The organism is Streptomyces sp. NPDC086777 (assembly GCF_040702065.1).
Lineage (GTDB): Bacteria > Actinomycetota > Actinomycetes > Streptomycetales > Streptomycetaceae > Streptomyces.
Genome location: NZ_JBFBJI010000027.1, coordinates 109985 through 132697, shown reverse-complemented (window position 1 = coordinate 132697; position 22713 = coordinate 109985). Strand labels below are relative to the sequence as shown.

Sequence of the window (22713 nt, the reverse complement as noted above, 5' to 3'; positions counted from 1 at the left end):
GCGGTGCGGTGGGACCTCTGCCGGCGGGCGGCCGCCCGGCTGTGACGGCGCGCGCCGCCTCTGGTGTGCGGCCCGCCGTTACCCCGGCGGGTGGGCCCCCCGCCATGGCGGGGGGCCCCTCCTCGTCGCTGCCGGTCACTCGTCGGGGAAGTCCCCGGCCAGCGCCGAGGCGATCCGCAGGTGCGGCTCCGCCTCCTCGTGCCGGGCCTGCCGCTGGAGCGTACGGCCCAGCATCAGCCGGGCGTAGTGCTCCACCGGATCGCGCTCGACGATCTCGCGCAACTCGGCCTCCGCGCGGCGCAGTTGGGCCGAGTGGTAGTAGGCCCGCGCCAGCAGCAGCCGGACTCCGGTCTGCTCCGGCGCCTCCTCGACCAGCCCGGCGAGCACCCGCGCGGCGCCCGCGTAGTCCTTGGCGTCGAAGAACAGCTGCGCTCGCGCCCAGCGCTCGGCGGCGGTTCCCTGGTCGTAGTACGTCGTGTCCACTCGTGACCTCCTTCGAGGCCGACAACGACCAGGGTTGGTTGAAAATTCCACCAACTCTGCGGTGGGGCCGGTTTGGCGGTGCCCGTGCGGGCAACGCGACGGTGGACGGATGCCCGGCCGCCGGGGAAGGGGAGAGCCGTGGACCGCAATCCTTCCGAACGGACGCGCTCCGGGTCGGCCGGCGGCCGCCCGCGGACCGGTACCGAACCGGTCACCGCCCGCAGCCCGCTGCGCCTGCGCCGGCTGCTGAGCAGTCTCTTCCTGCCCCTGTTCGCCATGGCGACCGCGCTGTTCGCCGCCTGGGCCGCCGCGTCCGGAGCGGGTGACAGCCCCGGCCGCGGTGCTCTGGTCACCCTCGCCGCGGTCTGTGCGGCCCTCGCCGTGGCGGCGGCCGTGGACCTGCTGGTGGTGTCCCGCAGACTGCACCGGGAGCGCGTCGGTCGCCGGTGAGGTCAGGCCCCGGCGGGTGGCCCCGTGTAGCGGCCGGACGCGGTGCCGGTGCTGCCCGTGCGGGGCCCGTGGCGGTGGTGGACCGCCCCGCCGGTCATGACGGCCAGGGCCAGGCAGAAGATCAGTGCCAGCGCGAGACCGGCGCAGAAGATCGCCAGCGGGCCGAGCGTGGCGATGTGGTGGTCGAGCACGGACACGGTGTAGCCGGGCCCGCCGGACAGGTTGCCGGCGATCGCCAGGGCGGTGAAGGCGGCGGTCGCCGCGAGCAGAAGCAGTCCGAGGAACAGCATTCCGGTCATCTCCTCAGGTCCGCGGGGGAATGGTCCTCTCCCATCGAGTACCTGGGGCGCGGCGGATTACACGGCATCGCCGGGCTCCGGCGCGCCCGTCACGCCCGCAGCCGACGACCTGAGTTTTCTTGACAAAATTAGTTGTCGGCTGGAGGGTGGGAGCGGCCGCGGAGCACCGCGGCATCCCCGGACCGCGAGGAAACCGCGATGCGTACCCTGATCAGCACGGCCTTCGTCTCCCTCGACGGTGTCGTCGAGGCTCCGGGCGGCGAGCCCGGCTACCGGAACTCCGGATGGACCTTCAAGGGCGTCGAGTTCGTCCCCGAGGCGTTCGAGATCAAGGGGCGGGAGCAGGAGGAGGCGACCGCGGTCCTGCTCGGCCGGGTGAGTTACGAGGCGTTCAGCCCGGTGTGGCCGGACATGGCGGAGTTCGCGCGCTACCGGACACTCCCGAAGTACGTCGTCTCCACCACCCTCACCGAGGACGACCTGGTGTCGGACTGGGGGGAGACCACGATCCTGCGCTCGATCGACGAGGTCGCCGCCCTCAAGGAGACCGAGGGCGGCCCGGTCATCGTGCACGGGAGCGCCGCGCTCAACCACGCCCTGTCCGACGCGGGCCTGATCGACCGCTACCACCTGCTGGTCCATCCCCTGCTGCTCGGCGCGGGCAAGCGGCTGTTCAGCGCCTCGGACAAGGACACCCAGCAGCTGAAGCTGGTCGAGCACGAGGTCTACGCGAACGGCGTGCAGAAGAACGTCTTCGACGTCGTCCGCTGACCGCGTGCCGTCCCCGGCGCGGCTTGCGCCCGGTGGTCGCGTCGGTGCCGGCAGGGCGGGCACCGGACGGTGCGGCCGCCGGAGGCGCGGCGGGAGCGCAGCGGGGCGGCGCGGGCGGCCGGATCGGTGGCGTCGCGGTGGTCGAGGCGGCGCCGGCTCGTCCTCGTGTCCTTCGGGGGCGTGGCCCGCCGCATGATCCGGGCTCCCGGGGGGCATCCGGAGACTATGGAAGGCGCGCCTGTGATCGTGCAGCCGCCGGGCCCCGACGGTGGCCGGCGGGTCACCATCCGCGGGGAGTACGTCGGCATCGCGTACCACCTGCTCGACATCGTCGAGTTCCTGCGTCGCGCGGGCCTGCCCGAGGCCAGTACGACGGTCGACGACCCCGAACTGATCGAGTGGCGCGGCATCGGCCCGCAGGCCTGGACCGCCACCGGCTGACCCCGGGCCGCGTCGGTGGCCTTGTTCGACTCTACGAACTTTCTGCGTGACGGGTACACACCAGTGGGATCAACTGATAGGAAACCTTCCTATCGGTGAACCTCCTCCTCGACCCCCCACTGGAGCCGCTGTGCGGAACCCGAACGACACCACCACGACCAACCCCGCCCTGACCTCCCGGCGCACCCTGCTGGCCCTGCTCGGCGCGTCCGCCGTCGGTGCCGGAGCGGTGCTGCTGCGCCCGGCGCACGCCTCGGCCGCCGCCCCCGCGGCCGCGGCCTGCGTGGGCCTCGACGACCCGGCGAAGAAGGAGATCGCCATGAAGCTGGTGTCGAGCGCGGAGAACTCCTCGCTCGACTGGAAGGCGCAGTACAAGTACATCGAGGACATCGGCGACGGCCGCGGCTACACCGCCGGGATCATCGGCTTCTGCTCCGGCACCGGCGACATGCTCGACCTCGTCCAGCTCTACACCGACCGCAAGCCCGGCAACGTGCTCGCCAAGTACCTCCCCGCCCTGCGCCGGGTCAACGGCACCGACTCGCACAGCGGGCTGGACCCGAACTTCCCGGCGGACTGGCGCAAGGCCGCCCAGGACACCGCCTTCCAGCAGGCCCAGAACGACGAACGCGACCGCGTGTACTTCAACCCGGCCGTGCAGCAGGGCAAGACGGACGGACTCGGCACGCTGGGCCAGTTCACCTACTACGACGCCATCGTCATGCACGGCGACGGCGACGACGCCACCAGCTTCCGCAACATACGCAAGCGCGCCCTCGGCAAGGCCAAGCCGCCGGCGCAGGGCGGCAACGAGACGACGTACCTCAACGCCTTCCTCGACGCCCGGGTGTGGGCCATGAAGCAGGAGGAGGCGCACAGCGACACCACCCGGGTCGACACCGAGCAGCGGGTCTTCCTGAACAAGGGCAACCTGTGCCTGAACACCCCGCTGGACTGGAAGGTGTACGGCGACAGCTACCACATCGGCTGACACCCCCGGGCTGTCGTACCGCACCCCCATGCGGTACGACAGCCCGGAGGCGGTTCCCCCCTCGCGATGGCCTCTACGGCTTGATGCCCACCCCGGTCCACAGGCTGACCTCCACGTCGGTGGCGGTCGGTTCGCCGTCCGGGCGCCAGCGATGGGCCAGGGAGACGCCCGGGTCGAGCAGTTCGAGCCCGGCGAAGAACCGGGTCACCTCGGCGTGCGAGCGGAACCGCACCGGGGTCCCGGCGTTGTGGTAGATCTCGGCGACCTTGCCCCAGGAGTCCGGGTCGAAGTCGGGGGTCACGTGGGTCAGCGCCAGGGCGCTGCCCGAGGGCAGCACGGCGAGCAGCCGGGTCACGATGCCGTACGGGTCCTGGGCGTCCGTCACGAAGTGCATCAGGGCGTTGAGGGACAGCGCGACCGGCCGGTCCAGGTCCAGTATCTCGTGCAGCTCGGGGGCCTCGATGAGCGCCTGCGGGTTGTTGACGTCCGCCTCCATGTACGTGGTACGGCCCTCCGCGCTGCTGTGCATCAGGCGCTCGGCGTACTTGAGGACCAGCGGGTCGTTGTCGGCGTACACGACGCGTGCGTCGGGGGCCACGGACTGGGCCACCTGGTGCAGGTTCGGCTCGGTCGGGATGCCGGTGCCGATGTCCAGCCACTGGCGGATGCCGTGTTCCCGGGCCAGCACCCGGGTGGCCCGGTGCATGAACGCGCGGTTCTCCAGGGCGGCGACGAACACGCTGGGGTACACGGACGCCATGCTCTCGGCCGCCTGCTTGTCCACCTCGAAGTGGTCCTTGCCGCCGAGGTAGTAGTCGTACATGCGGGCGGAGTGGGGCCTGCCGGTGTCGATGTCCCGCGCCGCGGGCGAGTCGGTCATCCCTGACCTTTCAGAGGGAGAGCGTGGGGGTGGGGGAGGTCAGTCGGTGGTGAGGTGGTCGGCGAGGCCCCGTTTGACCCCCGCGACGAACGCGGTGATCTCCTCCGGGGTGTAGATCAGGGCGGGGCCGGCCGGATCCGTCGACTGCCGTAGCGCGATCCTGCCGTCGGCGAGCTGTTTCGTCTGCACGCACTGACCGCCGTTGGGACCGCTCCAGGGCGACTCCCAGCCCTGTTCCCCCAGGTCCGCCGCGGGCATGCCGTTGTACACGTGGTGGACAGTGCCGTCGAAGGAGGTGTCGAAGGTGGTCATGAGTACTCCTTGCGCATGCGGTTCAGGAGCGCCCTGCTCTGCGCGTCCGAAGTGAGCAGGGACATGCGGTTGTGCGCCTCCAGGTGGGCGACGACGTCGGAGCGCTGGTCCAGGTACATCGCACCGGAGAGGACCTCGGTGTAGACCACGTCCGGCAACTCGGGCTCCGCGAAGCGGAAGTAGGTGAACGGGGCGCACACGCCCACGTGGGCACCGGCGGTGAACGGGACGACGTCGACGCTGACGTGCGCCAGCTCCGACACCTCCAGCAGCCGTTCGATCTGCTCCCGCATCACCTCGGGCCCGCCGACCACCCGGTGCAGCACCGCCTCCTCCATCACGACCCACAGCGTCGGCGCGTCGGAGCGCTCCAGCAGGACCTGGCGGCGCAGCCGCAGGTTCACCCGCCGCTCCAGATCCTCGTCGCTGTCGTTGGGGAAACCGCCGCTGAGGACATGGCGGGCGTACTCCCGGGTCTGCAGCAGTCCCGTGGCGTAGTGCGGCTCGTACGTGCGCAGGGTCCTCGCGCCGGTCTCCAGGCTCACGTAGGCGCTGAACCAGGTGGGCAGCACGTCCCGGTAGGTGTGCCACCAGCCGGGCTCGTTGGCCCGCTCGGCGAAGGCGACGAACTCGTCCCGCTCCTGCCGGTCGGCGCCGTAGGTCTCCAGCAGTTTCTCCACGTAGAGCGGCTTGAGGGTGACCTCCGCCTTCTCCAGCCGGCGGATGGTCAGGGTGGTGACCCGAAGCGCCCGCGCCGCGTCCTCCAGTGACACACCCGCTTCCTGCCGCCGCTCCTGGAGCCTGCGGCCCAGGATCATGCGCAGCACGGTGGGCGCACTGGTGCTCCCCGCGTTCGAACGGCCTTCGCTCACGCCCTACCTCCTGAGGGACTGTCACCCGATCGAGTGTGACAGGCACTTGCTGAAGCGGCCAGACCGATATCGGCATGCTGAAATTATCAGGGAGTCGGTTGCAGCCTGAACTCGCATGCGCGCATCATTACTTGAGTAAAACGCGGCCACGATCACGGGCGACGCCACGCACCCCGTGCGGCCGTTGCCCAGTCCTGCCCGCTGTGCCGCTCCGCTCCGCCCGTTGTGCCTGCTCAGCCTGCTCCGTCCGCTCTCCGCCGCGACCGTCTTACGGAAGGCAGCCATCGTGTCCCCCCACGCGACCACTCCCCGCGACCTGTTAGACGTAGACGCGCCCGACCGTGCGCACTGGCTCGAACTGCCTTCGCACCGTTCCAGCGTCAGAGTCGCCCGGCGCTCCGTGAGAGCCCGGCTCACCGGTTGGGGGCTCTCCCGCGAGGTGTGCGAGGACGCGGTGCTGCTGGTGTCGGAGCTGGCCACCAACGCCGTCATCCACACGCTGAGCGTGCGGATCCTGTGCGGCATGGGGCTCGTCGCCGACGGATGCGTGCGGCTGGAGGTCCACGACCACGACTACTCCGGCAGCAGCCTGCCCCGGCGCGACCCCGGTCCCGACGACGAGGGCGGCAGGGGGCTGCTGCTCGTCGAACAGCTCGCCGACTCCTGGGGTGTCGACCGGTCGAGGCTCACCAGCGGCCACGCGGTGTGGGCGACGCTGGTGGTCTGACGGAGGACCGACGAGGCGGTCGTGGAACGGAGTTACCGATTTCGTGCGGGCGCGCGGGCCCACATATGATCTTGGTCGTGACTGTGCAGAACTCTGACAAGACGCTCTCCCGCAAGCAGCGGCTGCAGGAGAAGCAGCGCCGCCAGCTGGCCGTGGTGGACACCGTGGACAAGGCCGAGGTGAAGGTCCGCAAGGCGGAAGCCGAACTGGCAGTGGCCGTCGCCGAGGCGGTCCAGGTGTTCGGTGACGAGCGCGCCGCCTCCGAGGGGCTCGACATGCCCGTGGAGGCCGTACGCCGCTTCGTCGGCATCGCGGCACACGAGACCGCCGTCGCGGCCGCGGACGGCGCCGACGTCTGACGCGACCAGAGGATCCGTGCCCACGCGCCGCCGGTGAGGACTCCCCCCGGCGCGGCACGGATCCGCTCACGGCCACCGCATGCGGTGGCCCTCCTCCCCGGCCGATGCCGGTGCCCGCGCTGGGTGCTGCCGGTCGGGGGCCCGCCGTTCGGGTGATTCGCGCGCTCCCCCTCCGGGCGGGAATCCAAGGGAATGCTGGCCTGACGGGTCATGCCCGGCACTCGCGCACGCCCATGGGACAAGTGGCAGGCAACGCTCTTATCCGGACAAACTGAATCCGCCGGTTCGTGATCAGGAACATCTCGTTCTCCAGGAGATCGCATGGTGGAACAGTCCTCCGAGGTCGTTTCGGAAACGGATGAACCTGCCGTCGTCCTGACCGGCACCGGCCCCAGGGGGGCGGGGACCGAGCAGCGGCTCGCGCAGGCACTGGCCGACCTCCTCGACGCCGAGACCGTCCCGGTCGACGGCCACTTCTTCACCGACCTCGGTGCCAACTCGCTGGTCATGGCCCAGTTCTGCGCCCGAATACGCAAGGCCGCCGACCTGCCCTCGCCGTCCATGCGGGACATCTACCGGCACCCCACGATCCGCAGCCTCGCGGCGGCACTCGGCGACACCGCCCCCGCCCCCGCCGATCCGGTGCCCACCCCGCCGCCGCCCGAGCCGTCACCGGCACCGGGCCCGCGCCCCGCCCGGTGGAACCACCTGGTCTGCGGAACCCTCCAGTTGCTGGTCTTCCTGGCCTACTCCCTGGTCTCCGGATACGTCACCGCCACGGGGTACGAGTGGATCGCCGCCGGCAAGGGACTGGCCGACGTCTACGTCCGGTCGCTGCTCTTCGGAGGCGGCGCGTTCATGGCGCTGTGCGCCTTCCCCGTCGCCGCGAAATGGCTGCTCGTCGGCCGCTGGCGGCCCCGGGAGTTCCCCGTCTGGGGTCTGACGTATCTGAGGTTCTGGCTCGTCAAGACGCTGCTGCACGCGAACCCGATGGTCTTCCTCACCGGGACCCCGCTGTACGTGCTCTACCTGCGGGCCCTCGGCGCGCGCATCGGCAAGGGCGTCACGATCCTCTCCCACTCCGTGCCCGTCTGCACCGACCTGCTGACCGTCGGCGCGGGCACGGTGATCCGCAAGGACTCCTTCTTCCTCGGCTACCGGGCGCACGCCGGACACATCCAGACCGGCCGCATCACCCTCGGCACGAACGCCTTCGTCGGCGAGAAGACCGTCCTGGACATCGACACCTCCGTCGGCCACGACGCCCAGCTCGGCCACTCCTCCGCCCTGCACCGCGGCCAGTCGGTCCCGGACGGCGAACGCTGGCACGGATCACCCGCGGAACCCACCCGGACCGACTACATCCGGATCGCCCCGGCCGACTGCGGCACCCTGCGCCGCGCCTGGTTCGGCCTCGGCACCCTCCTCCAACTGCTCCTGCTCTACGTCCCGCTGGCCGTCGGCGGCGCCTACATGCTCTTCACCCAGGTACCGGTGATCGGCAAGCGACTCGACTCGACCACGGTCGCGCTCGGCTGGTCGGAACTGATCCCCGACGCACTGGTGCTCTCCGTCGTGCTGTTCTTCGGGTTCCTCGTCCTCGGACTCGCGGCCCTGTGTACCCTGCCGCGCTTGGTGGGCCTCCTGGTCAAGCCCGACAAGGTCTACCCGCTCTACGGATTCCACTACGCGCTGCAGCGGACCACGGCCCGCATGACGAACGTCAGGTTCTTCGCCTGGCTCTTCGGCGACAGCTCCTACATCGTGGGCTACCTCCGCGGCATCGGATACGACCTGTCACAGGTCGAGCAGACCGGGTCGAACTTCGGCACCGAGGTGCAGCACGAGACACCACTGCTGGTCAGCGTCGGCAGCGGGACGATGGTGGCCGACGGCCTCTCCGTCCTGAACGCCGACTTCTCCAGCACCTCCTTCCGGCTGTCCCGGGCGACGATCGGGGCGCACAACTTCCTGGGCAACAACATCGCCTACCCGGCGGGCGCCAGAACCGGCGAGAACTGCCTGCTCGCGACCAAGGTGATGGTCCCGATCGACGGCGAGATCCGGGAAGGCGTCGGACTGCTCGGCTCACCCTGCTTCGAGATCCCCCGCTCGGTGGACCGCGACGCCAGCTTCGACCACCTCCGCACCGGCGACACGTTCCGCCGCCGGCTGGCCGCGAAGAACCGCTACAACCTCTGCTCCATGGCGCTCATGCTGTTCGTGCGCTGGCTGCACACCTTCGCGCTCACCCTGTTCGGCCTCGCCTCCGTGGACCTGTACGGCGTGGTCGGACACGTGGTCATAGCGGGCTACTTCGCGCTCACGCTCGCCTTCTCCGCCGCCTACTTCATCCTGGTGGAGCGCTGCCTCGGCTCCTTCCGCGCCCTGCGCCCGCGGCTGTGCTCCATCTACGACCCGTACTTCTGGTGGCACGAACGGCTGTGGAAGGTCCCGGACCACTTCCTCAACATCTTCAACGGAACCCCGTTCAAGAGCCTGGTCTGGCGGCTGCTGGGGGTGCGCATCGGCCGCAGGGTGTTCGACGACGGCTGCTACCTGACCGAGCGGACCCTCGGCACCATCGGCGACGACTGCACCCTCAACGCCGGCAGCAAGATCCAGTGCCACTCGCAGGAGGACGGCACCTTCAAGTCCGACGTCACCACGCTCGGCACCGGCTGCACGCTGGGCGTCGCCGCCCATGTGCACTACGGCGTGACCATGGGCGACGGCGCGGTGCTCGCACCCGACTCCTTCCTCATGAAGGGCGAGGAAGTCCCCCCGAACGCCCGGTGGGGCGGCAATCCCGCGGTGGACATGCCGGACGGCGCCGGCCGGTCCGCAGCCGTCGGCCGGGTAACGACAGCAGCCGACGCCGCCACGGCGACCGTGAGCTGAGGAAGGTCATTCGATGGGAACGCGCGTGGAGACGGACCGGGAGTTCTGGACCCGGACACTGACCGCCGGCGGCGCCACCGCCGTGCCCCGCTGGGCCCGAAAGCCCGCGCCGGGAACGGCCGGACACCGGACACCGGTGCCGGACGACGTGACCCGGGCGGTGCGTCAGGCGGCCGGTCGGCAGGGCCTGCCGGTCGGCACGCTGCTGCTGGCCGCCCACCTCAGGGTGCTGGCCGCGCTCTCCGGCGAGCCGGACGTGGTCACGGGCCTCGTCACCGCCGCCGGCGGCGAGCCGCTGCCCTGCCGGGTGCCCGTCCCGCCGGGAAGCTGGTCGGCCCTGCTCACGGCCGCCGGGCACGCCGAGGCGGAGGTGTCGGCGCACCGGGACCACCCGGTGGCGAAGCTGTGCGGCGAACTCGGCCTGACCGAGCCCCTGTACGAAGCCGCCTGGGGCCCCTTCGGAGTCCAGGCGAGCCACGCCGACGGGTGCGTCCTGGACGTGCGCTGGTCCGACCGGGACGGCCGGCTCACCCTGCACGTGCGGTACCGCACCGACGTCCTGGACGCCGAGGCCGCCGCCCGCGTCGGCGGCTACCACCTCACCGCGCTGCGGCTGCTGACCGCCGACCCCGACGCCGACCACACCCGGCAGAGCCTGCTCTCCGCCGAGGAACGGCACGAGCAGTTGGAAGGCCTGGCCGGGCCGTACCGCCCGCTGCCGGACGCCCGCGCGCACGAACTGTTCGAGCAGCGGGTACGAGCGCATCCGCAGGCCGTGGCCGCCGTGCACGGCACGCAGGAGTGGACGTACGACGAACTCAACCGCCGTGCCAACCGGCTGGCCCGCGCCCTGCTGGCCCGGGGCCTGGGCCGGGAGGACGTGGTCGCCGTCGTCTCCGAGCGCACCCTCGACTGGCTGGCGGCGGTGCTGGCGGTGTTCAAGGCGGGCGGCGTGTACCTGCCGATCGAACCGCACTTCCCGGCCGGCCGCATCGAGGCCACCCTGTCCCGGGCCGGATGCCGGCTCGCCCTGGCCGAGCCCGGCAGCACCGGCACCCTGGACGGGGCGCTGGCCGCCCTGCCGGACGTCGAGAAGCTGCCGTTCGACACGGCGTACGCCGAACCGCACGCCGACGACGACCCCGGCATCCGCGTCGACCCCGGTCAACTCGCCTACATCTACTTCACCTCCGGCTCCACCGGCGAGCCCAAGGGCGCGATGTGCGAGCACGCGGGCATGCTCAATCACCTCCGCGCCAAGATCGACGACCTGGAGATCGGCGCCGGGACGGTGGTCGCGCAGACCGCCCCGCAGTGCTTCGACATCTCCCTGTGGCAGCTCGTCGCCCCGCTGCTCGCGGGCGGGCGGACCCTGCTGGTCGAGCAGGACGTCATCACGGACGTGGCCCGGTTCACCGACACCCTGGAACGCGGCCGGGTCGGCGTGGCCCAGCTCGTGCCGTCGTACCTGGAGGTCGTGGTCTCCTACCTGGAGCAGCACCCGCGCACCCTGCCGGACCTGCGGTACGTGTCGGTCACCGGCGAGGCTCTCAAGCGCGAACTGGTGCAGCGCTGGCTGGCGGTCCAGCCGGGCATCGGCCTGCTCAACGCCTACGGGCTGACCGAGACGTCCGACGACACCAACCACGAACTGCTCCGGGAGGTGCCCGACCGGGTGCTGCTCGGCCGGGCCGTCAACAACGTCCGCGTCCACGTCGTCGACGAGCACCTGTCACTGGTACCGCTGGGCGCCCCGGGACTGATCGCCTTCTCCGGTGTCTGCGTGGGCCGCGGATACGTCAACGACCCCGAGCGCACCCGGGAGGCGTACCGCGACGACCCGTACCGGCCGGGCGAACGCCTCTACCTGGGCGGTGACTGGGGGCGCTGGCACCCCGGCGGCAAGCTGGAGTTCCTGGGCCGCCGGGACAGCCAGGTCAAGATCCGCGGATTCCGGATCGAGATCGGCGAGATCGAGAACTGCCTGCTGCGGGTGGCCGGTGTACGGGACGGCGCGGTGGTCGTCGCCGAGCGGACCGGCGGCGGCAAACAGCTCATCGCCTTCTACTCGGGCGACCGGCAGGACCCGCAGGCCCTGCGCGAGGCGCTCGGCGCGACACTGCCCGGCTACATGGTGCCCTCGGCCTTCCACCGGCAGGACAGCCTGCCGCTGACCGCCAACGGCAAGATCGACAAGAAGGCCCTCACCAAGCTGGCCGAGGCCGCCCCCGCCGGCGAGGCGCACCGGCCGGCCGGCGCCCGACACCGGGCGGCCGCCGGCCGACTCGGCGCGACCGAGCGGCGAGTGGCCGCTGCCTGGGCCGAACTGCTGGGGGTGCCCGTGGAACAGGTCGACCGCACCGACCACTTCTTCGACTCCGGCGGCACCTCCCTGACCGCGGTCAGACTCAGCCTCGCCCTCGACCGCGCCGTGTCCCTGAAGGACATCACCCGGCACCCGGTCCTCGCAGACCTCGCCGCCCTCCTGGACGGCCCGGCCCGGCAGCGCCCGGAGCTGCTGCTGACCCTGGCGGACGGGAACGGCACCCCCGAGGGAGCCCTGGTCTGCTTCCCGTACGCGGGCGGCAACGCGGTCAACTACCAGCCGATGGCCGGCGCGCTCGCGGGCAGCGGCCTCGCGGTCCTCGCCGTGGACCTGCCCGGCCACAACCTGGCCGAACCCCCCGAGCCCTTCGCGTCCGTCGAGGAGGTGGCCGAGCAGGTCGCCGCCGAGATCACGGCACGCGGCCTGACCCGGGTCCTGCTCTGGGGCCACTCATCGGGAACCGCACCGGCCGTCGAGACCGCCAGGAGGCTCCAGCAGCGGGGCGTACTCGTGGAGCGGCTGTTCCTCGGCGCGCACCTGCTCGGCACCGCCGCCGCACGGCACGCCGCCGTCACCGAACTGGCGCACCTGAGCGACGCCGAGATCGCGGCCCGCCTGGCCGCGGACGGCGGCCACCCCGAACTCGCCGAGCTGAACCCGCGGCACGCCGCCCACATCGCCGCCGCCTACCGGCACGACTGTGTCGCCGCCCACCGCTACTTCGGCACGGCGCTGGAGGCCCCGCCGTCCGCCAAACTGTCCGCGCCGCTGTCCGTGGTCGTCGCCGCCGACGACCCGCACACCGCCGGCCACACCCGGCTCCACCGGGACTGGCTGCTCCTCGCCGACCGCGTCGAGCTGCACGAACTCGCCGACGGCGGCCACCACTTCCTGCGCACCCGCCCCGCCGAGGCCGCGCAGGCCGTCCTGACCACCGTCCTTCCCCTCGCCTCCTCCTGACCCTGACCCGTCACACCCCAGGCGGTCGACCGAAAGGAACCCGAGATGCCGTTCTCCTCCCTGGCATCACCGCTCGACGTGCAGCTGCGGCCGGACAGGCCGGCGCTGCTCTGCGTCGATCCCCCCGACGACCCCCCGAAGTGGGCGGCCGAGCACCGCGAGGCGCTGCGCGCCCAGGTCACCGAGCACGGGGCACTGGTCGTCCGCGGCCTCGGACTGCGCGACACCGCACAGATCGGTGCCGTCTTCGGACAGCTGGCCGGGGAGCTCATGACGGAGCGGGAGGCCTTCGCCCCCCGCGAGAGCCACCAGCCCGGCGTGTACGCGTCCACGCCCTGGCCGGCCAACCAGCCCATGTGCATGCACCACGAGCTGAGTTACCAGCTCCAGGTGCCCGGCCTGATGCTGTTCGCCTGCCGCACCGCGCCCGAGCAGGGCGGGGCGACGGCGGTGGCCGACGCCGAGGAGGTGCTGCGGGCGCTGCCCGCCGGGCTCGTCGAACGGTTCGAGCGGGAGGGCTGGATCCTGACCCGCACCTACAACGACGAGATCGGCGCCAGCCTCACGGAGTCGTTCGGCACCGCCGACCGCGCCGAGATCGAGCGCTACTGCCGGGCCAACGCCATCGACTGCAACTGGCAGCCCGACGGCACCCTGCGCACCGAACAGCGCCGCAACGCCGTCGTACGGCACCCCCGCACCGGCCGCCGCTGCTGGTTCAACCAGATCGCCTTCCTCAACGAATGGACCCTCGCCCCCGAGGTCCGCGAGTACCTGGTGGACGTCTACGGCGCGGACGGACTGCCGTTCAACACCCGCCACGGCGACGGCAGCCCGGTCGGCGAGGACGTCGTCCGGCTGATCAACAGCACCTACGAGGCGCACACCCGGCGCGAGCCCTGGCACCAGGGTGACCTGCTGCTCGTGGACAACATCCGCACCGCGCACAGCAGGGAGGCGTTCACCGGTGAGCGGCAGGTGCTCGTCGGCATGGGCGAACCCGTCCGGCCGGCCGATGACTGCCCGGCCCTGGAGGCGAGCGAGCGATGACCGACGTACTGTCCACGGCCGCCAGGGCTGCCCGGTCCGGGCGGGGATCCGCGCCGACCTTCGCGGTGATCACCGGCGAGCGGGTGCAGAACGCCCTGAGCGGCCGCGAGAAGGAACTCGTGGAGCTGGTCGAGACCGTCTACCGGCTGCACGACGCCGGGGACTCGGTCAACCCGCCGTCGTACTTCCTGCGCTTCGAGGACCGGCCGACCTCGCGGATCATCGCGCTGCCCGCCTCCCTCGGCGGGACGGTCCAGGTGGACGGCCTGAAGTGGATCTCCAGCTTCCCGGAGAACGTGGGCGCCGGGCTGCCGCGGGCCTCCGCGGTACTGGTCCTCAACGACCACGACACCGGCTACCCGTTCGCCTGTCTGGAAAGCTCGATCATCAGCGCCACCAGGACCGCGGCCTCCGCCGCCCTGGCCGCCGACTGGCTAAGCCGCACCCGCACCCGCCCCCGCCGGGTCGGCTTCTTCGGCACCGGCCTGATCGCCCGCTACATCCACACCTTCCTGGCCGGCACCGGCTGGGACTTCGAAGAGATCGGCGTGCACGACCTGTCCGCCGACAGCGCCGCCGGCTTCCGCGGGTACCTGGAACAGACCGGCACCGGCGCGCGGATCACCGTCCACGACAGCGCCGAGGACCTGGTCCGCGGCAGCGACCTGGTGGTCTTCGCCACCATCGCGGGCCGGCCCCACGTCTCGGACCCGGCCTGGTTCACCCACAACCCGCTGGTCCTGCACGTGTCCCTGCGCGACCTCGCCCCCGAGGTCCTCATGGGCGCGGCCAACTTCGTCGACGACGTCGACCACTGCCTCAAGGCGGACACGTCACCCCACCTGGTCGAACAGCTCACCGGGAACCGGGACTTCCTCAACGGAACGCTCGGCGACGTGATGGCCGGCCGGGCCGCCCCGCCGCCCGACCGCCCGGTGGTCTTCTCGCCCTTCGGACTCGGCGTCCTCGACCTCGCCGTCGGCAAGTACGTCTACGACGAGGTGTCCCGGGCCGGGGACCTCTGTCTCATCGATGACTTCTTCCACGAACTGCGCCGCTACGGCTGAGGCCGTCGTCCTCGGCCCGGCACCAGGAGGCCCGCCGTGCCCGTCATCTCCGCTCCCTACGCCTTCAACGAGGGCGACCTCTACGTCGACCTGGAGTCGATCTGCGGACACCCGCTCTACCTGAAGTGCGAGGCCTTCAACTTCGCCGGATCCATCAAACTGAAGGCCGCCAACGAGATGGTGGAGAACGCCGAGCGGGACGGAATCCTGAAAGCGGACTCCGTCCTGGTCGAGTCCTCCTCCGGCAATCTCGGCGTCGCGCTCAGCATGATCGCCGCGAGCAAGGGTTACCGGTTCCTGTGTGTGACGGACTCCCGTTGCAACCTGTCGACCAGGCTCCTGATGGAGGCACTCGGCAGCGAGGTGCACATCGTGGCCGACCAGGACTCCAACGGCGGGTTCCTGGGCACGCGGATCGAGTACGTCCGCTCGCTGTGCGCGTCGGACGACCGGTACGTGTGGCTCAGCCAGTACACCAACGTGGGCAACTGGACCGCGCACTACCGCACCACCGCCCCGGAGATAGCCCGCCGGTTCCCCGAACTGGACGTGCTGTTCGTCGGGGCGGGCACCACCGGAACCCTGATGGGCTGCGCCCGTTACTTCCGCGAGTGGCACCGGCCGGTGCGGATCGTCGCGGTGGACGCGGCCGGCTCGGTGGCGTTCGGCGGCGAGCCCGGCCGCCGGATGATCCCGGGCCTCGGCATGAGCATGCGCCCGCCGCTGCTCGACGAGTCCTTCGTCGACGAGGTGATCCAGGTGGAGGAGCCGGACACCATCCGGATGTGCCACCGCATGGCCCGGCACGGCTTCCTCTTCGGAGGCTCCACCGGGACCGTGGTCAGCGGCGCGACCGACTGGTTGACCCGGCACGACGCCCGCGACCTCACCGCGGTCGCCATCGCACCGGACCTCGGCGAGCGCTACCTCGACACCATCTACCAGACCAACTGGCTGCACGACCTCTACGGAGACCAGGTGCTGGCCACCGAGGACGGCGACGTGGTGCCCCGTACCGAGAGCGGCGACGTGGTGCCCCGTACCGAGAGCGGCGACGTGGTGCCCCGTACCGAGGACGGCGACCTGGTGCCCCGCACCGCGGACGGCGACCTGGTGCTCGGCACCAGGGACACCGCGCCGGCGAAGTCCCTGCCCCGGGAGCCCAAGTCGGCCTCCCGCGCACCGGCCCGACGGCGCACCAGCACCTGACGGCCGGGTACGCCCCAGCGGCCCCCCGGAGACGCCCACGCGGCGGCACCCGGGGGGCCGCCGGATGTCCGCCGGCCGCTCAGTAGCGCACGGGCAGGGCGCGCAGCCCGCGGGTGCGCATCGACGGACGCCAGACCAACCGGTCGACCGGGAAGTCGAGTTCGAGGCGGGGGAAGCGTTCGAGGAGCGCGCCGAGGGCGATCTCGGTCTCCAGCCGGGCCAGCGGCGCGCCCAGGCAGTAGTGGATGCCGTGGCCGAGGGCCAGGTGCCCGGTGGCGTCGCGGCCGAGGTCCAGCCGGTCGGGCTCGGGGAAGCGGCGCGGGTCGCGGTGGGCCGCCGCCAGCGACAGCAGCACGGTCTCGCCCGCCGGGACGGTGACCCCGCCGATGACGACGTCCTCGGTCGGGAAGCGGCGGATGGCGAGCGGCGCCGGCCCGTCGTAGCGGGCCAGCTCCTCCACGGCCGGGCCGAGCAGCTCCGGATCCGCGCGCAGCGCGGCCAGTTGCCCGGGGTTCTCCAGCAGAGCCAGCGTGGCGTTGCCGATCAGATGGACGGTGTTCTCGTACCCGGCGAACAGGATGAGGAAGGCCAGCGACATCAACTCGTCCTCGCTGAGCCGGTCCTCCTCGTCCCGGACGGCGATCATGGCGGAGAGCAGGTCGTCGGCGGGCTCGGCACGCTTGCCGGCCAGCAGCCCGGCGAAGAAGCCCAGCAGCGCCCCGACGGCCTCCTTCGCCCGCCCGGGCCGGGCCGGATCAGGGACGACGAGCGCGTCGGTCCAGGACCGGAAGTCCGGCCGGTCCCCCTCGGCCACGCCCAGCAGCTCGCAGATCACGGCGACGGGCAGCGGCGCCGCGTAGGCGGCGATCAGATCGGTACGGCCGAGGGGCGCCATCGCGTCGAGCAGCGCCCCGGCGGTGCGCCGTACGGGTTCGCGCAGCTGGGCGACACGGTGGGGCGTGAACGCGCGGGACACCAGGCGCCGGACGCGGGTGTGGTCCGGCGGGTCCATGTTGAGCAGGTTGGCGTCGAGCGCGGGCGGCAGCGCGAGCCCGCGATAGCCGCCCGGTCTGGCGTGCGCCTTGTCGAGGGAGAGCCGCGGGTCGGACAGGGCCTGCCGCACGTCCTCGTACCGCGTCACCAGCCAGGCCGGCAGCCCGTCGGTGCCGGTGACCCGATGCACGGGTCCGGCCTCCCGCAGCCGGGCGTACCCGCCGTACGGGTCGGCGAGCAGCTCCGCGGGATCAACGGCAGCCGCGGCCTCGGGTGTTGTACTGGCGTCCATGCCCCAACCCTAGACAGTGCGACCGGCGCGGCGGCTAGGTCACCCGGAGGCCGGGGTGCCGTCGGCGGCATCGGGGGAGCGCAACAGCCGCAGGAACGCCTTGACGCCCGCGATGAGTTCCCGGTTGTCGGTGAGCCGGTTCACCGTGGACTCGAACTGCCTGCCCAGCGCCACCATCCGGCGGTCCACGGCCTCGGCCCGCCGGTCCGCGCTCAGGGCCAACGCGTCGACAGCGCGCCGCAGTTCGGCGAGGGCCCGGTCCTGGTCGTCCGCCTTCTCCGCCAGGAGCCGCGCCCCGGCCTCGGCGCGGTTCAGCCGGTCGTGCAGCTCGACGACGTCGTCCCGCGGGTACGTGACGTCCTTGAGGAGGCTGCCCAGGCGCCTGCGGAGCTGGCCGAAGTAGGCGCCGGCCGGCCGGAAGAAGGTGCTCAGCAGGAAGAACGCGGCGAACCAGTACCCCGTGAATTCGCCCGTCGCCCAGGCGACCGCGACCACGACCGCGGCCGTCACGACGTGTCCCGCGACCGCCGCCCGGAGCATCGCGCGGGCGATGCGCCCGGCCTCGGCGTCCCGGGCCGCCGGGACCGTCATGCCCTTCTCCCGGCTGACCGCGATCTCGGCGAGCACCGCATGCGCCCGGAAGTACAGGTTCCAGGGCAGCGTGAGCAGGAGCAGCAGCCACAGCAGGCTCAGCACCCCCGCGCCCACGGCGAACACCAGCGCGGGCGGCGCCCCCGCCACATACGCGACGATCAGCGCCGCGGCCGCCGCGACGACGGCCGCCACCGCTCCGAGAAACCTGCCCATGGTCCGTGTCCCCCTGTCTGCCACCCGCCGGTACGGCTCATCCTCCCCGCCCCGGCGTGCGCCGGCATGAGTAGCCGTACTCAGGGGAGCGCAGGTGAGGGGCGCGGGATAGGGTGCACCGATGGAACGGATCTTGGTCGTGGGTGTCACCGGCGCGGGCAAGTCCACACTCGCCCGGGCCTTGAGCGGACGTCTGGGCCTGCCGTACCACGAGATGGACGCCCTGTACTTCAACGGCCCCGGCTGGGCCGTCAACGGCGAACTGGCCGCGGACGTGGCCCGGCTCACCGCCGGGCCGCGCTGGATCGTCGACTCGCTCGGCTATCCGGAAGTCCGTGACCTGCTCTGGGACCGGGCCGACACCGTGGTCTGGCTGGACTATCCCCGGCGCGTCGTCATGCCCCGCGTGCTGCGCCGGTCCGTCCGGCGCACCGTCACACGCGAGGCCGTCTTCGGCGGCAACAGGGAGACCTGGACGGGGTGGCTGAGCCGGGAACACCCGGCCTGGTGGGCCTGGTCCCAGCACGGCGCCCGAGGCCGTGAGATCGGGCGCCGGGTCGCGGATGCCCGCTTCGCCCCTCTCGACACCCACCGCTTCGCACACCCCGACGACACGGCGGCCTGGCTGGCCGCCCTCTGAGACCACCGCCGGGGCGTCAGCGCCCGAACTTCGCCACCGCCTCGGGGGTGACGGGGGTGAAGAAGTTGACGAGGTTGCCGTCCGGGTCGCGGAAGAGCAGCGACCGGTTGCCCCAGGGCATCGTGGTGGGTCCGGCGACGAAGTCGGTGACGAAGCCTTCCAGGTCCCGGTGGACGCGGTCGACGTCGTCGACGAGGAACTCGGTGATCACGCTGTGGTTCTCCGCCGGGCGGGCGGAGCCGGGGGCGAACAGCGGGACGGTGCGGGTGCCGGCGATCGCGAGGGTCGCGCCGGCCGTCCTGAGCTCGGCGAAGTCCTCGGTGGCCCAGGCCGCCCGGGCGCCGGTGGCCCGCTCGTAGAACTCGACGAGGCGTGCCACGTCGCCGGTGATGATGCGGATCGAGACGAAGTCCATGGGATCTCCTTGGCCGTGCTGAAGGCTTGCACCACGCAGGCTAGGAGAAATAGTGGACAGAATCGGTCCGGTATTCGCGCTAGGTTGTGTTCATGTCCCGACCCACCGGCCGCGTGCTGACCCTCCTGGAACTGCTCCAGTCGGGCGGCACCCGGACCGTCGCGGAACTCGCCGACCGGCTCGGCGTCGAAGGGCGTACCGTGCGGCGGTACGTGGACCAGCTGATCGACCTCGACGTGCCGGTGGAGTCGGTGCGCGGCCGCTACGGCGGCTATCGCCTCGCCCCCGGCTATCGCCTGCCCCCGCTCATGCTCGGCGACGACGAGGCGCTGGCCGTGCTGCTCGGCCTGGTCGCCGGCCGCCGGGCCGGGCTGACGACGGAGCTCACGGCGAGCGAGACGGCGGCGGCGAAGATCCGGCGGGTGCTGCCCAGGCATGTCGCGCGCCGGCTCGACGCCCTCCTGGAGGCGCTCGCCTTCACGGACCGGCCCGGTGAGTTCGACACCCCGGACGCCGGGATCCTGCTCACCGTCGCCGACGCGGTACGCCACCGCCGGCCGGTCTCGATCCGCTACACCGACCGCGACGGACGCCGCAGCGAACGCACACTGCACGCGTACGGGATCGTCGCCCACGCGGGGCGTTGGTACGTCACCGGCCGGGACGCCTCGGCCGGTGCGGACCGGACCTTCCGGCTCGACCGCATCGCGGACGCGCGGACCCTGCCCGGCTCCTTCGAGACGCCCGAGGGCCCCGGTCCCGCGGAGCGCGTCCTGTCCGGGTTCGCCACGGCCGAGTACCGGTACGAGGTGACCCTGCGGATCCACGGGACGGCCGAGCAGATCCGCGCCCGGCTTCCCGCCGCCGTCGCGACCCTGTCGGAACACGAACCCGCGGCGGACCCGGATCCGGCGGCGGAGCGCTGGCTGCGGGTCGAGCTGCGGGCGGAGCGGCTCGACTGGCTGCCTCCGGTACTCGCCGCACTGGACCGGCCGTTCGTCGTCGAGCGCCCCGGCGAACTGCGCGACCTCGTCGCCGCCCTCGCCGACCGCCTCGCGTCGAGCGCCCGCCGGACCTGACGGCGGGCGGCGACGTCCACGGCTCCCGGGGCAGGTGGCCGCGGGAAGGCCCGACCGGCCGACGCACCGGATCGAGAAGCCGCTCCGACCGCCGACCCAGGAGGAGCAGAGCCTCCTCCGAGCGGGACGTGGGCGGGCGGTGAGCGCCGAAACGTTCAGTCGATGCAGAACTCGTTGCCCTCGATGTCCAGCATGGGGATGCACGCGTCATTGCCGTCGTAGAGCGTCCGCACGTGCACCGCGCCCAGCGGGAGCAGCCGCGCGCACTCGGCCTCCAGCGCGGCGAGGCGCTCCTCGCCCACGAGGCCGGTGCCGACCCGCACATCGAGATGCACCCGGTTCTTGACGGCCTTGCCCTCGGGCACGCGCTGGAAGTAGAGCCGCGGGCCGACTCCCGAGGGATCCACGCAGGCGAACCACGCATCCTGCTGCTCGGGCGGCTGCGCGCGCCTGAACTCGTCCCAGTCGGCGAACCCCGCCGGCGGCGGCGGTACGACGTACCCCAGCACCTCGCACCAGAAGCGGGCGAGACGCTCGGGTTCCGCGCAGTCGAAGGTGACCTGGAACTGCTTGATCGCTGGCATCGGCGCACCCTAGCAGGCGGAGTCCGCGTGCCGGTCAGCCCGTGCGGCGGCCGGTCCGCTGGTCGTGGGCGAGCGCGTGGGTGAGCGCGGTGGTGCTCTCGTACAGGTCCCGGTACTGGGCGAATCGGCGGCCGTGCACGGCGGCGGTGGCGGGATCGGGCCGGACCACCGACTCCGGCGGGTTCCAGGCCGTGATGTCCGGCCGGCCGGTCAGCCCGGCGGCAAGGAAGGCGGCACCGTAACTGGCACCGATGGTGGTGCGGGCGACGACCTGTTCGAGGCCGGTGACATCGCTGACGATCTGGGGCCACAGCCCGCCCCGGGTGCCGCCGCCGACCGCGACGATCCGCCGGATGTCGGCGCCGGCCGTGAGCATGGTCTCGACGTTGTGCCGGACCCCGTGGGCGGTCGCCTCCAGCGCCGCCCGCATCAGGTCGCCCCGGGTGTGACCCAGCGTCAGGCCCGCGATCACCCCCCGGGCGTCGGGATCCATGACGGGCGTGCGCTCCCCGGCGAAGTAGGGCAGCATCACCAGGCCGTTCGCACCCGCGGGCGACGCGGCCGCCTCATCGAACAGCACGCCGGGGCCGACGTCCCCGAAGAGGTGTCCCAGCCAGTCGGTGACGGCCCCGGAGGTGGCCATGCCGCCGGCCAGGCAGCGGGTGCCGGGCAGGGCACCCACCGTGGACCACATCGACGGGCTCGTCACCAGCCGGTCGACGGTGTTCACCAGGAACATCGTGGTGCCGTACATCAGCATCAGGTCGCCGACCCCGTGGCCACCGACGCTGACGGCCTCGCTCCAGGCGTCGATCGTCCCCACGATGACCGGCGTCCCCGCCGGGATGCCCGCGACGGACGTGCGTACCCGGCCGGCCTCGTCGCCCGGCCAGCGCAGCGGCGGGAGTTCGATGCCGGGTGCCACGTGCTCGGCCCACTCGGGGATCCAGCGCTGCTCGTGGATGTCGAACAGCGGGGTGCACTGGCTGGCGGAGTGCAGGTCCAGCACGTAGGCGCCGGTCAGCCGGTGGGCGAGCCACGACGCCGGCATGAGGAGGCGGCGGGCGCGCGCCCACGCGTCGGGCTCCCGCTCCCGGATCCAGGCGAGCTTCGGCCCGACGGCCTGGGACGACAGTGCCGAACCGCACCTGCGGAAGACCGTGTCCGCGCCCAACTCCCCGTTCAGCCGCGTGATCTGCTCCCCGGCGCGGGTGTCCACGCCGTACAGCACCGCCGGACGCACCGGTTCCCCCGCGTCGTCGACCAGCAGCGTGCACGGGCCCATGCCGCTGACCCCGACGGCCCGGACGGTGATGTCGTCGCGGTCGAGCAGTTCGGCCGCGAGCGAGACGAACTCGTCCCACCACACCTGTGCGTCCATCTCGACGTGCCCCGGCCGGGGACGGTCGACCACGTGACCGCGCACGGCCTCGCCCAGGACCCGCCCGGCCGCGTCCACCACCACTCCCTTGGTGCTGGAAGTGCCCACGTCCACTCCGAGAACGACGTCGATCACGCGCTGCCTCCCTTGGCGCCGGATGCGCCACCGTAGCCTGCCGCTCCGCGGTGCCGGCGTCCGCGACCCGCGGGCCGGCCCCGGATCCCGTCGTGCTCAACGGGCCGCGCTGCGGCAGTCGTTGACATGCCCCTGCCTTGTGGCTAGCTTCACGGACAGTTCCCGCTCTGCTCCCGGCGCGCTCACAGCCCGGGCCCCATCGAAGCGTTCGTAGCTCAGGCACTTCGTCTCCACGGTTGGACAACGTTGTCAGCCCTCGGTGGCGCGGCCACCCGGTGCACGGTTTCTC

23 protein-coding genes are annotated in these 22713 nt (G+C 72.1%); 13 read left to right on the top strand and 10 right to left on the bottom strand.

Annotated features, from left to right (window positions below):
* Positions 1-135: 135 nt before the first annotated feature.
* On the bottom strand, positions 136-483 hold the full coding sequence (locus tag AB0472_RS32140) for a tetratricopeptide repeat protein (protein ID WP_366361615.1): 348 nt from the start codon (positions 481-483) through the stop codon (positions 136-138).
* A 138-nt stretch (positions 484-621) separates the two neighbouring features.
* Here AB0472_RS32140 and AB0472_RS32135 point away from each other — a divergent pair, with 138 nt between their 5' ends.
* Positions 622-933 carry a DUF6343 family protein gene (locus tag AB0472_RS32135; protein WP_366361613.1) on the top strand — a complete coding sequence of 104 codons (312 nt, stop codon included), beginning with the start codon at positions 622-624 and terminating at the stop codon, positions 931-933.
* A 2-nt stretch (positions 934-935) separates the two neighbouring features.
* Here the strand turns inward: AB0472_RS32135 and AB0472_RS32130 are convergent, their stop codons facing one another.
* Entirely contained in the window at positions 936-1232 is a 297-nt protein-coding gene (locus tag AB0472_RS32130) for a hypothetical protein (protein WP_366361611.1), read from the bottom strand.
* Between the two features lie 198 nt (positions 1233-1430).
* Between AB0472_RS32130 and AB0472_RS32125 the strand changes: the two genes are divergently transcribed.
* From AB0472_RS32125 to AB0472_RS32115, 3 genes are all read left to right on the top strand, one after another.
* Complete coding sequence (locus tag AB0472_RS32125) at positions 1431-2003, top strand: dihydrofolate reductase family protein (protein ID WP_366361610.1); 573 nt, start codon at positions 1431-1433, stop codon at positions 2001-2003.
* 225 nt (positions 2004-2228) lie between these two features.
* Entirely contained in the window at positions 2229-2444 is a 216-nt protein-coding gene (locus AB0472_RS32120) for a hypothetical protein (protein WP_351955401.1), read from the top strand.
* 130 nt (positions 2445-2574) lie between these two features.
* Entirely contained in the window at positions 2575-3435 is an 861-nt protein-coding gene (locus AB0472_RS32115) for a chitosanase (protein ID WP_366361608.1), read from the top strand.
* 73 nt (positions 3436-3508) lie between these two features.
* Here AB0472_RS32115 and AB0472_RS32110 read toward each other — a convergent pair whose 3' ends face one another.
* From AB0472_RS32110 to AB0472_RS32100, 3 genes are read right to left on the bottom strand one after another with little or no spacing between them, the layout of a single operon-like run.
* Entirely contained in the window at positions 3509-4315 is an 807-nt protein-coding gene (locus tag AB0472_RS32110) for an SAM-dependent methyltransferase (protein WP_366361607.1), read from the bottom strand.
* Positions 4316-4354: 39 nt separating this feature from the next.
* A complete protein-coding gene (locus AB0472_RS32105; RefSeq protein WP_366361605.1) occupies positions 4355-4627 on the bottom strand; it encodes a DUF397 domain-containing protein in 273 nt (90 codons plus the stop codon).
* The gene (locus AB0472_RS32100; protein WP_366361603.1) at positions 4624-5499 is read right to left on the bottom strand and encodes a helix-turn-helix transcriptional regulator; all 876 of its coding nucleotides are present in this window, start codon (positions 5497-5499) and stop codon (positions 4624-4626) included. The genes AB0472_RS32105 and AB0472_RS32100 overlap by 4 nt, the downstream gene beginning before the upstream one ends.
* Positions 5500-5785: 286 nt before the next feature.
* On the opposite strand from AB0472_RS32100, the gene AB0472_RS32095 reads away from it, so the two are divergent.
* The 7 genes from AB0472_RS32095 (at position 5786) to sbnA (ending at position 16098) form a co-directional block, all read left to right on the top strand.
* Positions 5786-6226, top strand: a complete 441-nt coding sequence (locus AB0472_RS32095) for an ATP-binding protein (protein ID WP_366361602.1) — start codon at positions 5786-5788, stop codon at positions 6224-6226.
* Positions 6227-6303: 77 nt separating this feature from the next.
* Positions 6304-6585 (top strand): hypothetical protein, encoded by a 282-nt coding sequence (locus AB0472_RS32090; RefSeq protein ID WP_366361600.1) that lies wholly within the window; start codon positions 6304-6306, stop codon positions 6583-6585.
* 321 nt (positions 6586-6906) lie between these two features.
* A complete protein-coding gene (locus AB0472_RS32085) occupies positions 6907-9486 on the top strand; it encodes a Pls/PosA family non-ribosomal peptide synthetase (RefSeq protein ID WP_366361599.1) in 2580 nt (859 codons plus the stop codon).
* A gap of 13 nt (positions 9487-9499) precedes the next feature.
* Positions 9500-12772: an amino acid adenylation domain-containing protein gene (locus tag AB0472_RS32080; RefSeq protein WP_366361597.1), complete on the top strand. Its 3273-nt coding sequence runs from the start codon at positions 9500-9502 to the stop codon at positions 12770-12772.
* A 45-nt stretch (positions 12773-12817) separates the two neighbouring features.
* Positions 12818-13822: a TauD/TfdA family dioxygenase gene (locus AB0472_RS32075; RefSeq protein WP_366361595.1), complete on the top strand. Its 1005-nt coding sequence runs from the start codon at positions 12818-12820 to the stop codon at positions 13820-13822.
* Positions 13819-14889 (top strand): 2,3-diaminopropionate biosynthesis protein SbnB, encoded by a 1071-nt coding sequence (gene sbnB, locus AB0472_RS32070; RefSeq protein WP_366361594.1) that lies wholly within the window; start codon positions 13819-13821, stop codon positions 14887-14889. The genes AB0472_RS32075 and sbnB overlap by 4 nt, the downstream gene beginning before the upstream one ends.
* 36 nt (positions 14890-14925) lie before the next feature.
* Entirely contained in the window at positions 14926-16098 is a 1173-nt protein-coding gene (sbnA, locus tag AB0472_RS32065; RefSeq protein ID WP_366361592.1) for a 2,3-diaminopropionate biosynthesis protein SbnA, read from the top strand.
* A 79-nt stretch (positions 16099-16177) separates the two neighbouring features.
* Here sbnA and AB0472_RS32060 read toward each other — a convergent pair whose 3' ends face one another.
* Together AB0472_RS32060 and AB0472_RS32055 are read right to left on the bottom strand one after the other, a co-directional pair.
* Entirely contained in the window at positions 16178-17383 is a 1206-nt protein-coding gene (locus AB0472_RS32060) for a cytochrome P450 (protein WP_366361590.1), read from the bottom strand.
* 39 nt (positions 17384-17422) lie between these two features.
* Positions 17423-18190: a hypothetical protein gene (locus AB0472_RS32055; RefSeq protein WP_366361588.1), complete on the bottom strand. Its 768-nt coding sequence runs from the start codon at positions 18188-18190 to the stop codon at positions 17423-17425.
* A 121-nt stretch (positions 18191-18311) separates the two neighbouring features.
* Here AB0472_RS32055 and AB0472_RS32050 point away from each other — a divergent pair, with 121 nt between their 5' ends.
* Entirely contained in the window at positions 18312-18830 is a 519-nt protein-coding gene (locus AB0472_RS32050; RefSeq protein ID WP_366361586.1) for an adenylate kinase, read from the top strand.
* 16 nt (positions 18831-18846) lie between these two features.
* Here the strand turns inward: AB0472_RS32050 and AB0472_RS32045 are convergent, their stop codons facing one another.
* Positions 18847-19245 carry a VOC family protein gene (locus AB0472_RS32045; RefSeq protein WP_366361584.1) on the bottom strand — a complete coding sequence of 133 codons (399 nt, stop codon included), beginning with the start codon at positions 19243-19245 and terminating at the stop codon, positions 18847-18849.
* Between the two features lie 92 nt (positions 19246-19337).
* Between AB0472_RS32045 and AB0472_RS32040 the strand changes: the two genes are divergently transcribed.
* On the top strand, positions 19338-20324 hold the full coding sequence (locus AB0472_RS32040) for a YafY family protein (RefSeq protein ID WP_366361582.1): 987 nt from the start codon (positions 19338-19340) through the stop codon (positions 20322-20324).
* A 155-nt stretch (positions 20325-20479) separates the two neighbouring features.
* On the opposite strand, the gene AB0472_RS32035 is transcribed toward AB0472_RS32040, so the two are convergent.
* Positions 20480-20908, bottom strand: a complete 429-nt coding sequence (locus AB0472_RS32035; RefSeq protein ID WP_366361580.1) for a VOC family protein — start codon at positions 20906-20908, stop codon at positions 20480-20482.
* A gap of 34 nt (positions 20909-20942) precedes the next feature.
* Entirely contained in the window at positions 20943-22421 is a 1479-nt protein-coding gene (locus AB0472_RS32030) for an FGGY family carbohydrate kinase (RefSeq protein WP_366361627.1), read from the bottom strand.
* Positions 22422-22713 lie beyond the last annotated feature (292 nt).

What these genes read in the sequence shown, in the direction of transcription:
- AB0472_RS32080 (WP_366361597.1), top strand. Translation starts at nt 9,500, where the DNA reads ATGGGAACGCGCGTGGAGACGGACCGGGAGTTCTGGACCCGGACACTG.
- AB0472_RS32125 (WP_366361610.1), top strand. Translation starts at nt 1,431, where the DNA reads ATGCGTACCCTGATCAGCACGGCCTTCGTCTCCCTCGACGGTGTCGTC.
- AB0472_RS32105 (WP_366361605.1), bottom strand. Translation starts at nt 4,627, where the DNA reads ATGACCACCTTCGACACCTCCTTCGACGGCACTGTCCACCACGTGTAC.
- AB0472_RS32085 (WP_366361599.1), top strand. Translation starts at nt 6,907, where the DNA reads ATGGTGGAACAGTCCTCCGAGGTCGTTTCGGAAACGGATGAACCTGCC.
- AB0472_RS32050 (WP_366361586.1), top strand. Translation starts at nt 18,312, where the DNA reads ATGGAACGGATCTTGGTCGTGGGTGTCACCGGCGCGGGCAAGTCCACA.
- sbnB (WP_366361594.1), top strand. Translation starts at nt 13,819, where the DNA reads ATGACCGACGTACTGTCCACGGCCGCCAGGGCTGCCCGGTCCGGGCGG.
- AB0472_RS32040 (WP_366361582.1), top strand. Translation starts at nt 19,338, where the DNA reads ATGTCCCGACCCACCGGCCGCGTGCTGACCCTCCTGGAACTGCTCCAG.
- AB0472_RS32130 (WP_366361611.1), bottom strand. Translation starts at nt 1,232, where the DNA reads ATGACCGGAATGCTGTTCCTCGGACTGCTTCTGCTCGCGGCGACCGCC.
- AB0472_RS32110 (WP_366361607.1), bottom strand. Translation starts at nt 4,315, where the DNA reads ATGACCGACTCGCCCGCGGCGCGGGACATCGACACCGGCAGGCCCCAC.
- AB0472_RS32120 (WP_351955401.1), top strand. Translation starts at nt 2,229, where the DNA reads ATGGAAGGCGCGCCTGTGATCGTGCAGCCGCCGGGCCCCGACGGTGGC.
- AB0472_RS32045 (WP_366361584.1), bottom strand. Translation starts at nt 19,245, where the DNA reads ATGGACTTCGTCTCGATCCGCATCATCACCGGCGACGTGGCACGCCTC.
- AB0472_RS32075 (WP_366361595.1), top strand. Translation starts at nt 12,818, where the DNA reads ATGCCGTTCTCCTCCCTGGCATCACCGCTCGACGTGCAGCTGCGGCCG.
- AB0472_RS32060 (WP_366361590.1), bottom strand. Translation starts at nt 17,383, where the DNA reads ATGGACGCCAGTACAACACCCGAGGCCGCGGCTGCCGTTGATCCCGCG.
- AB0472_RS32055 (WP_366361588.1), bottom strand. Translation starts at nt 18,190, where the DNA reads ATGGGCAGGTTTCTCGGAGCGGTGGCGGCCGTCGTCGCGGCGGCCGCG.
- AB0472_RS32035 (WP_366361580.1), bottom strand. Translation starts at nt 20,908, where the DNA reads ATGCCAGCGATCAAGCAGTTCCAGGTCACCTTCGACTGCGCGGAACCC.